Raw genomic sequence first — 9832 nt, forward strand, 5'->3', positions numbered from 1 at the left:
GTCTCGCCCCGTGGCCCCTTCCTGGAATCAACGAAGGGCCTGACCGCTCCCCGCGGCAGCGGTCACTGGTGACACGCGGACGTTCTCCGGCGGCTCAGCCCCCGTGCACCCCGCGCGCTGTCGTCCCTCGCGAGGACGCCCCTGACGCCAGCAGCTCCGGCCCGGGCCAGGCGTTGCTCGGCCGTCCTTCCACCAGGAAGTCCACCGCGGGCGACAGCACCTCCGGCGCATAAAGGATGCGGAAGTGCCCCAGGCCTTCCGTGCGCGTGAGCTTCGCGCCCGGCCACGCGCGCGCCACCGCTTCGCCTGCTTTCAGCGGCACCTCGCGGTCCCCCACGTCGTGGAAGATGCGCAGCGGCACGTCCAGCCCTGGCGCGAAGGCTGGCAGCGCCAGGTCCGCCAGCCGCATGTCGAAGCGCTCCTCGATTCGCGCCGCCATCCGCCGCCACATGGACTCCGACAGGCCCACCGTGTCCGCGAAGGCCCGGATGCCCGCCAGCGGATCCGCCGGCGGCGAGATGAAGACCGCGCGCTCCACCTTCATCCCGTCCCGGAGCGCCACCGCCGTGGCCGCCGCGCCGAACGAGTGCGCCACCACCGCGTAGGGCCCGCCCGTCGCCTGCCCCACCGCCGCCACCATTCCCGCCAGCTCCGGCAGTGAGCTGGTGCGCCCGGAGGACGCCCCGTGCCCCGGCGCGTCGTACGTCACCACCGAGAACCCCGCGTCCACCAGGGGCTGCACGAAGGCCGTGAGCTGCCCGCCGTAGCCACTCCAACCGTGCACCAGCAGCACCCGGGGACCCTCGCCCCAGCTCCACACCGCCACCTTCTCGCCCTCCACCCTCAACACCCGGGGCTGGCCCCGCGCCAGCACCGCCTCCGCCGTGCGCGAGCGCCGCGGCCGCTGGGGCGTCAGGAACAGCCGCTCCGACCACGCCGCCGCCAGCCCGGGCGCCACCGCCCCAAAACTCCGCGCCGCCGCCCGTACACCCCACAGCGCCATCTTCGTCCGAACGTTCGTGCTATTTTCCGCCATGATGAGGTCCTCCTCGAAGGACACTGCGACGACAGGGTCAGGAAGTCGGGGTGCGCGCGGCGGTGACGAGCGCTTCGAAGGCCCGGCGGGCTCGCGCCTCGGCCTGGGGGTCCCGCATCAACCGCTTCGCGTGGTGGAAGCCCAGCATCACCGCGTACTGGTCATGGGCGAACTGCTCTACGTCCAGCGCCTTACGGAAGTGCCCTTCCACCATGGCGATGCGCGCGGCCTGGGCCAGGCAGTCCAGCCAGTCCCGCTGCCCCTGCACCAGCGTGTCCCGCGCGGGCCCGGGCGCGTCGTCCAGCTCCGCCGCCGCCGCCACGAAGATGCAGCCGCCCTCGAGCAGCTTGTCCCGGTCCCACGTGAGCCAGCCGTCGAAGAGCGCCCGCACCCGGGGCTCGCCGCGGGCCCTGCCCAGCGCCGGGCGGATGACGCGCTCGGTGAAGACGACGGTGGCCGCCTCCAGGACCTGCACCTGCAGCTCCGTCTTGGACTTGAAGTGCGCGAACAGGCCGCTCTTGGAGAGGCCCAGCTCCTCCGCCAGCCCCCCGATGCTCAGCCCCTGCAGCCCCACCCGGCTCGCCAGCCGGACGGCCGTCTCCAGGATGGTCTGATGGGTGAGCTCGCCCTTGCGCATGACCTCTTCATAGAACGGTCGTGCTTTTCGTGCAACCGCATCTTCGGTGAGGCCTTGGCTTGCGCCTCAAAGCATTTCCCTGACGCGTTCAGCGCGGCCCCTGACGTGTCAGGGGGCGTCCTCGTTTCATGGCTCCAGAGGGGAACGGGGCTGGCACGTGCCTTGGATTCAGTGGGTTCGCCTCCCGTCTCCATCCGCCAGGAGTTCCACCCCATGAAGCACCTTGCCTTCCTCTTCTTCTTCACCGCGACCGCGCATGCCGCGGCGCCGTTGGGCACCGACAAGGAGCGGGACAGCTACGCACTGGGCCAGGACGTCGCGGAGTCCATCAAGCGCACCGACGCGGACCTGGACGTCAACGCGTTGGTGCAGGGCATCCGGGACAACCTGGAGGGGAAGCCCTCGTTGCTGAGCGGACCGGAGCTCACCCAGGCGCGGACGCGGGCGCAGACCACGATGCTCCAGAACCGCACGGCGAAGCGCGCGGCGGACTCGGCGAAGTACGGTGCGGCGGGCCAGTCCTTCCTGGCGACCAACAAGGCCCAGAAGGGCGTGGTCACCACCGCGAGCGGGCTCCAGTACCAGGCGCTGACCGCCACCACCGGCCCGAAGCCCGGCCCCGCGAACCGCGTGGTGATTGACTACAAGGGCACCGTGGTCGGCGGGACGGGCACGGAGTTCGACAGCTCGGCCGCGCAGGGGAAGCCGGCGGTCGTGGGCGTCAGCGATGGCATCGCGGGTTGGAAGGAAGCCCTCCAGCTCATGACGATTGGAAGCACGTATCGCTTCGCGCTCCCGCCGCAGCTGGCCTACGGCGCGCAGGGGCTGCCCGGCAAGGTTCCTCCGAACGCGACGGTCGTCTACGAAATCACCCTGCGCGAGGTCGCGAAGTGAGCGCCCCGAACCTGCACGTGGGGTTCTGCGCCGCGCTCCTGTTGATGGGTTCAACGGCCGCCGCGCAGACGCTCGACTGTCAGACGTCCCAGGAGCGCTTTCCCGCCGTGGGCCTGACGCCCAACCCGAAGGTCGTGGCGATGGTGCCCGCCGACAAGCTGGCCGCGGGCTACGTCCGGGTGGGCGGCGGGTGCGAGGTGTCGCGCTTCGGCTTGGAGTCCGTGCACGCCGCGGTGATGGTGCAGAACGCACCGGACGGGACTTCCGGCTGGCGGTGCAAGGGCGCGGACCCCGCGTTCGTCTCCAACCCGGCCTGGGCGAAGGCGTCCGTCACGTACTGCCGGGCCACCGACGCAGGGGGCACCCCGCTGCCGCTCCAGTGCACGACGCTCACGAAGAAGACGGGCCTGCTCCGCAACCCCACCGTCGAGGTGAGCCTCACCCCCAACCTCGTCACCGACGGGTACGTGGTGGTCTCCGGCGGCTGTGACACGTCCCACTTCGGCAATGGCTCCGTGCACGCGGAGAACGTGGTCATCTCCCGGCCCACGCCCGGCGGTCAGGGCTGGTACTGCCAGGCGGCGGATCCGCCGAACCACGGGCAGGACGCCACGGTGGAGGCCTCGCTCGTCGCGTGCCGCGTGGGGCCGACGGCCGTCACGCCGAAGCCCAACCTCCAGTGCACGGTGACGCAGGGCGCGCAGGGCACGGGGGCCTATCCGAAGTCGTTCGCGAAGGGGACGGGCCGGACGCTGGGAGGCGGCTGCGAGCTGTCCTTCGCGGGCAATGGCTCTGTCCATGCGGAGTTCATGGTGCATCAGGGGCCGCAGGCGGATGGCTCGTGGGCCTGCCTCGCCGCGGATCCTCCGCTCATCTCCAACCCCGGAACCGCGAGGGCCAGCGCCGTGAGCTGCAACCTCACCACCACTCCCCTGCCGCCACCGGTCGTCGTTCCCGCGACGCGGAAGAACCCGGTCATCATCGTGGGCGGCACGGTGGCGAGTGAGATCCTGTACTGGATCCTGGCCGGGCGGCTCCGGGCGGACGGCTACTACGTGGAGATTTTCGAGCTGCCCGGGGGCGGACTCATCGACATCCGCGAGGGCGCGCAGGTCCTCAAGAATCGCGTATCGGAGGTGCTGCTGAAGACCGGCGCGGAGAAGGTCAACCTCATCGGACACAGCCAGGGCGGCATCACGGCCCGGACCTACGTGCATGACTTCGGCTGGCGGCTGGTGGACAACCTCATCAGCCTGGGCTCGCCCCACAAGGGCACCCACGTGGACCCGCTGCTGGCCGCGCTGCTGGTGGGGTGCACCGGCAAGCCCACGGACAGCCCCATCTGCACCCAGCTGCGCGCGGGCCCCTTCCTGGAAGAGATCAACCAGCGGGCCTCGGACGACGGCATCGCCTACACGAACATCAACAACCTGAAGCAGTTCGATGTCTTCACGGACGGGCTGACCAACGGGCGCATGGACAACTGCGACCGCACGAACGCGCAAGGACAGGCGCTCAAGTGCAACGTGGTCGTCCAGGAGCAGTGCCCGGCAATCTTCGTGGAGCACATTGGCCTGGCGTCGAGCGGGGCCGTCTACAGTGGCATCCGTCAGGCGCTGGCGAAGCAGCCCATTCAATTCAACTGCGCGGAACTCTAGACACTCCCATGAGCCCGTGCCTTTGCGGCGTTCGCGCTCAGCGCGGGCCCATGGCTTCGCCCGTCCCGACGCCCAGCTCGGGACAGGCCCCGGGGAGGACGTCGTCCTTGACCGGACGGAACGTGCCCTTGTCGAGGACGAAGTCCCGCAGGACGCAGGCCTCGGTCCCGCTTTCAGAGCTGCCCATCCAGATGGCTCGCACTGTTTCGCGGTGCAAAGGTTCATTGCCCTCAGGGACCGCGTCGGACCAAGGTTGGCGAAAGGAAACCCATGACCCCTTCATCCTGGCGCTTTGCCTGTGTTCTTGGATTGCTGACGTTGGTCGCCTGTTCCGATGGGACACCGGATGACGGCGACCCCGTGGATGGGGGACTCGTTTCCGACGGCGGCAGCGGTGATGCGGGAAGCCCTGGGGATGGGGGAAACAGCGGCGATGGAGGAAGCAGCGGCGATGGAGGAAGCCTCGGGGACAATGCCACGGTGGCCGGCGCGACAAGTCTGCCCTTTCCGACGCTGCACCACCTGACCGTGGAGTGGGCGTTCAGCGGAGATGCCAATGCCAATGGCGTGGTGACGGTCCGCTACCGGGCCTCGGGCACCAGCGCCTGGCGCGAAGCGCTGCCGCTGCGCCGCGTGGCCGCGGGCAGCAACGAGGGCTTCAGCTGGACGAGCCGCCATTCCGGCAGCGTGTTCGACCTCCAGCCGGGGACGACCTACGAGTTGGAGCTCACCCTCACGGACCCCGATGGCGGGTCGACCACGCGCACCACGACCGCCACCACCCGCCCGGTGCCGGTCCCCATGGCAGGCGCCCCCGTCAAGGCAGTGACACCCGGCACGTTCGCCAGCGTCGCCGCGAGCGCGCAGCCGGGGGACGTCCTCCAGTTGGGCGCGGGAACCTACGCTGGCTTTGATTGGTCCCGGAGCGGCACGGAAGGAAAGCCCATCGTGATCCGGGGGACGGCCGGGGTGGTGATCAACGGCGCCATCAACCTCTTCGCCCAGTCCCACGTCCACATGGAAGGACTCACCGTCAACGGCCGCATCCGCTTCAACGGCTCGAAGCACATCGCCATCCAGCGTTGCGCCATCAACGCCAGCAGCGCCCATGGAGGCGACGGCATCGTGACCTTCACCCGCGCGGAGAACGCATACATCGCGGACAACGTGGTGACGGGCCTGACGCAGTGGGCGGAGGCGGCGCTCGGCGCCAGCGGAGACAACCTGGGCGAAGGCATCGCCGTCAACGGGCCGGGGCACGTCATCCTGCACAACCGCGTGACGGGGTTCCGGGACGGCATCTCCCTCATGGAGGACGAAGAGGCCGTGGATCAGTTCAGCATCGACATCCTGAACAACGACCTGACCGGCAACGCGGATGACGGCATCGAGGCGGACTTCTGCTTCCACAACTGCCGCATCGTCCGCAACCGGCTGACGAACAACTTCATCGCGGTGTCGTCGCAGCCGGGGTTGGGCGGGCCCACGTACTTCGTCCGCAATGCCATCTACAACGCGGTGCACGTGGCCTTCAAACTCTACCGGGGCAGCACCGGTGACGTGCTCCTGCACAACACGGTGGTCAAGCACGGAGATGCGTTCGGCATCTACGCGGGCCGCCCGGTGGCGCACCTCTACGCGCGCAACAACCTCTTCCTGGGAGGGACCGGCGGCACGTTCAATGGCTACAGCAGTGGCGCCGGCCGGGTGTTGCACGTGCCCGACCTGGAGGTCGCCAGTTCAAGCCTCGACTACGACGGTGTGGGCTCCACCACGGACACCGTCACGGGCCGCCTGGGCGCCACCCCGTTCACCAGCCTGCAGGCATTGCGGACCGGAACGAGCGAACAGCATGCCGTGCAGGTGGACCTCACGGCGTTCGCGACCCCGGTGGCGTATCCCGCCGCCCCGCTGACGCTCTACGCGAAGCCGGACCTGCGCATCCGGGCGGATTCGGCCGCGGCGAACGCGGGCCAGGCCCTGCCGAACATCAACGAGGGCTTCACCGGCCCGGCGCCGGACCTGGGCGCCTTCGAGGCGGGAGCGGACCTGCCCGTCTACGGCCCGCGCTAGCACGTCAGCAGTGCCAACGCGGCGGTGGTCAACACGGTGACGCCGGTGCGCAGCGTGCGCTCTCGGTCCGGCAGGCATGTGTACAGGCAGGACTCCCAAAGCTTGCTCGCCATTGCCCCCACGGCGGACAGCAGCGGGTTGACCGTGCCTCTGCCTGGGTGCGCCAGCAGGAGTGCCCAACTCATGGGGCTGGCGACGCGAAACGGGCTTCTTAGTTTTGACCCAGGAGCGCGCTGGCCGTTGATGACCACGTGTAGATGACATGGCACTTGAACGCTACGCCGCCGCGGTCCTGGCGGATGGACCGATTGGCTACTGGCGCCTGGGAGAGGCACCTGGAGCGATGACGGCAGTCGATGCCTCGGGACACGGCAACCATGGAGAATACTCCGCCGATGGAATCACCCTTGGGTTGAGTGGCTTCAAGGGCGGGGACACGGCGGCGCTGAAGGAGATTGGCTTTCGCGTGCAGGTTGCCATTGGGATGCCTGGATTGAAGCCCGGTCCTGTCTCCGAGTTCGTCAGTGCCGGCCTCGGCCCGGATGAAGCGCTGGAGATCGACTGCTCGGACATCTTCAAAATCTCCGGGGTCGATGCCCGCTTTCTCAAGGGGTTTGTTGTGATTGAAGCCGAGGGCACCGAACTTGACGTGGTCGCCGTGTATTCGGCGGCGGGCCGGGACGGACCGATCACGACGATGCACACCGAGCGTGTCCGACCCCGACGCCGGGAAGAGAGGGTCGGCAAGGCCTGAGTGGATTTCGAGATCGACGATTCGGGACTTGCCTCGGTACGCGGGCGCTCCAGGTTTGAACTTGGACCATTGGAGGGACCCCATGAGCTACAAGATTCCAAGACTGGGCTGGTTGCCGGATCCGCTCGATCCCCGCGACCTGACGGTGCGTGCGCCGGAGGTGAAGCGCTCCCTGTCCGCGGTCATGCCCCGGCTGTCACCAAAGGGTGCGGTGGGGGCAGCGGCGGGCGCTACGTCGGTGGGCCCGCTGCGGGTGGACCTGCGCAAGTGGTGCTCCGCGGTCGAGGACCAGGGACAGATTGGCTCCTGCACGGCGAACGCGGTGGTGGGCCTGTATGAGTACTTCCAGCGCCGGATGACGGGCGAGAACATCGAGGCCTCGCGCTTCTTCCTCTACCGGGCGACCCGGCGGCTTCTGGGGTGGGACGGCCGGGGCGACACGGGGGCCTTCATCCGCAGCACGATTCGCGCGCTGCGCCTCTTCGGCGTGCCGCCAGAGGAATACTGGCCCTACAAGGAGAGCGACTTCGACCGCGAGCCGCAGGCCTTCCAGTACGCCTTCGCGCAGAACTTCCGGGCCATCCAGTACTTCCGCCTGGAAGAGAAGATCGGGCATTTGAAGAGCGCGCTGGACGCGGGGTTGCCGTTCGCCTTCGGCTTCACCTGCTTCAGCTCGATGTTCTCGCCGGAGGTGCAGGCGAGCGGGATCATCCCGTACCCAGCACCGCAGGAGGCCGTGGAGGGAGGTCACGCCGTCCTCGCGGTGGGCTACAGCGACTCCCACGTGCTCTTCAAGAACAGCTGGAGCCCCAAATGGGGAATGGACGGCTACGGCTTCCTTCCGTGGACCTTCTTCGACCGGGAGCGCCCCCTGGCGACGGACTGCTGGGCCCTGCTGGATGCCGCCCTCATTCCTCCGGAGGAAGCGACCCGGGAGGACATCGGGGAGGAGGAGAAGCCGGGCAAGCGAAGGGCGCGCCCGAGCCGTGCGGAGCGGACGCCGCCGCTCATCCAGGTGGTCCGCGGGAATGATCCATTCACCGAGGTCCCCCTGCGCATCACGTCATCGGGCGTGGAGGCGGCGCATGACGCATTGCGGATGGGGCTTCGTTCGACTCGCGAGGAGGTCTCGGTGCGGCTGCGCCGATTGAGCATCACCCCGTCCTTCGACTTCACGTTGCTGAGACAGGCGTCCGACGACCTCTACCTTGTCGGGCTCGCCTGGGACCTCTCGGGCCGGACTCCATCGCTCCTCGCCTCGGCCGCGGAGCCGACGAAGGGCGCCTTCCGTCAGGACGGAGCCGGCAGGGAGATCCGCTTCGGGGATGGCGGCCTCCAGGTATGGAAGGGAGCGCCTGTGATTGGCGCGCTCTACCTGAACCTCCTGCTCGTGGAGAGCAGCAAGGGGGCGGAGGAGCTCTCCAAGACGCTGCACGACGTGGAGAGCATCGTGACGAAGAGCCGCCTGGGGACTGCCCTGCCCAAACAGGGCTCCGAGGTGGAGGCCGAGTCCCTCGTGCGGACGGAGGAAGCGGCGCGCCTGCTGATGGGCGAGGTGAAGGCTGCGCTCGGAAAACAGGGACATGTCATCCCCTGCTTCAAGGGCGTATTCGGGGCGGACTCCTTCCTTCACGGACAGACAGATGTCTATGACCAGCTCGGCACGGTCGTCGAGTTGGAGAGGGCCCTCAAGGAAGAGACCCGAAGCACCGCGAAGCCACGGCTCACTGCGCTCCAGGAGATGCAGATGGCACTCGTCGAGGAGCGCCAGCGCGGAAGCGGCAAGGTGACCGAGTCTCCGCGGGAGGACGTCCTCCCCCCGAAGACGGAGGAGGCGGCCCCCAAGCGTCCTCATGGGCCCAGAGCCTGACCCGTGTCACCCATGCCGGCGGCGTTGTTCGCGCTTCGCCGCCGCGCGATGAGCCCGTGGACGGTGGCCTGGAGCACCCAGCCCAGCGCGGCCAGTCCGGAGAGCAATCCCACCGAGTCTCCGATTCGCGCGTAGAGCGTGGGCACCCGGCCCACCGGCAGCTCCGCGCGCAGCACCCACTCCTCCGCCGTGAAGTGGTCCAGTTCGCCATACACGCGCCCGTAGCCGTCCACCGCCACGGACAGTCCCTGGTTCACCTGGCGCACCATGCTGAAGCCCTGCTCCACCGCACGGAACACCGCCTGCCGCGTGTGCAGCGGGCTGATGCCCTTCCAGTCGCTCGACGGCAGCAGGAGCAGTTCGAGCCCCCGCTCCGAGGCGTTGGCGAACACCGCCGGGAAGTCTCCGTCGAAGCAGATGGCGCCCCCCAGGACTCCCACGCCGGGAGCCTGGCTCACCGCCGGCTCCGCGCTGCCCGGGATGGAGTGCTCCGCCTCCCAGCCCGGCACCGGCCGGGACTTCACGTAGCGCCATGCCACCGCGCCATCCGGTCCCACCAGGATGAGCTCGTTGCGCAGCATCCGCTCCGCCTCGGGCGTCATGCTCGCCACCGACATGCCGAGCCACACGCCCCGCTCGCGAGCCAGCGCGCTCCCCTTCGCGATGAGCGCTTCCAAGTCCCCGGCCAGCACCACCGCGTTGCCCTCGGACCAGAGGAGGAGCTTCGCCCCCTTCGCGGCCTCCTGCTCCGACAGGCGCAACAGCTCCTCGTTCACCGCGCGCGAGGCCTCGGCGAAGGCTCGCCAGTCCTCATCGGCGAAGACCTCGCCCTTCATGAGCCGGGACAACCCCGCCTCGCGGCCCGTGGCCACATCCCCCGCCACGGTGATACCCGCCACCCGGACGGGCT

The 9832-nt window shown here is 69.0% G+C and carries 10 protein-coding genes; 5 read left to right on the top strand and 5 right to left on the bottom strand.

Annotated elements, in window-relative coordinates:
- Positions 1-94: 94 nt before the first annotated feature.
- The gene (locus D7X99_RS40250) at positions 95-1036 is read right to left on the bottom strand and encodes an alpha/beta hydrolase (protein ID WP_121782371.1); all 942 of its coding nucleotides are present in this window, start codon (positions 1034-1036) and stop codon (positions 95-97) included.
- A 37-nt stretch (positions 1037-1073) separates the two neighbouring features.
- On the bottom strand, positions 1074-1673 hold the full coding sequence (locus tag D7X99_RS40255; RefSeq protein WP_121782366.1) for a TetR/AcrR family transcriptional regulator: 600 nt from the start codon (positions 1671-1673) through the stop codon (positions 1074-1076).
- Between the two features lie 213 nt (positions 1674-1886).
- Here D7X99_RS40255 and D7X99_RS40260 point away from each other — a divergent pair, with 213 nt between their 5' ends.
- Together D7X99_RS40260 and D7X99_RS40265 are read left to right on the top strand one after the other, a co-directional pair.
- Positions 1887-2567 carry an FKBP-type peptidyl-prolyl cis-trans isomerase gene (locus D7X99_RS40260; RefSeq protein ID WP_158627152.1) on the top strand — a complete coding sequence of 227 codons (681 nt, stop codon included), beginning with the start codon at positions 1887-1889 and terminating at the stop codon, positions 2565-2567.
- Positions 2564-4225 (top strand): alpha/beta fold hydrolase, encoded by a 1662-nt coding sequence (locus tag D7X99_RS40265; protein ID WP_121782368.1) that lies wholly within the window; start codon positions 2564-2566, stop codon positions 4223-4225. The genes D7X99_RS40260 and D7X99_RS40265 overlap by 4 nt, the downstream gene beginning before the upstream one ends.
- Positions 4226-4262: 37 nt before the next feature.
- On the opposite strand, the gene D7X99_RS43030 is transcribed toward D7X99_RS40265, so the two are convergent.
- Positions 4263-4412: a hypothetical protein gene (locus D7X99_RS43030; protein ID WP_158627153.1), complete on the bottom strand. Its 150-nt coding sequence runs from the start codon at positions 4410-4412 to the stop codon at positions 4263-4265.
- 293 nt (positions 4413-4705) lie between these two features.
- Between D7X99_RS43030 and D7X99_RS40270 the strand changes: the two genes are divergently transcribed.
- A complete protein-coding gene (locus D7X99_RS40270; protein WP_233614151.1) occupies positions 4706-6298 on the top strand; it encodes a right-handed parallel beta-helix repeat-containing protein in 1593 nt (530 codons plus the stop codon).
- Here the strand turns inward: D7X99_RS40270 and D7X99_RS42545 are convergent.
- Positions 6295-6483 (bottom strand): hypothetical protein, encoded by a 189-nt coding sequence (locus D7X99_RS42545; protein WP_121755740.1) that lies wholly within the window; start codon positions 6481-6483, stop codon positions 6295-6297. The two genes, D7X99_RS40270 and D7X99_RS42545, sit on opposite strands and share 4 nt — an antisense overlap.
- A gap of 77 nt (positions 6484-6560) precedes the next feature.
- Here D7X99_RS42545 and D7X99_RS40275 point away from each other — a divergent pair, with 77 nt between their 5' ends.
- Both D7X99_RS40275 and D7X99_RS40280 read left to right on the top strand, forming a co-directional pair.
- Positions 6561-7052 (top strand): hypothetical protein, encoded by a 492-nt coding sequence (locus tag D7X99_RS40275; protein ID WP_147476401.1) that lies wholly within the window; start codon positions 6561-6563, stop codon positions 7050-7052.
- 82 nt (positions 7053-7134) lie between these two features.
- Positions 7135-8922, top strand: coding sequence for a C1 family peptidase (locus D7X99_RS40280; RefSeq protein ID WP_121782370.1), 1788 nt, complete (start codon positions 7135-7137; stop codon positions 8920-8922).
- On the opposite strand, the gene D7X99_RS40285 is transcribed toward D7X99_RS40280, so the two are convergent.
- Positions 8904-9832, bottom strand: a 929-nt coding sequence (locus D7X99_RS40285) for a nitrilase-related carbon-nitrogen hydrolase (protein ID WP_304997996.1), incomplete at its 5' end; no start/stop codon positions are given. The genes D7X99_RS40280 and D7X99_RS40285 overlap by 19 nt on opposite strands.

It is taken from the genome of Corallococcus sp. AB032C (assembly GCF_003668935.1).
Taxonomy (GTDB): Bacteria; Myxococcota; Myxococcia; order Myxococcales; family Myxococcaceae; genus Corallococcus; species Corallococcus exiguus.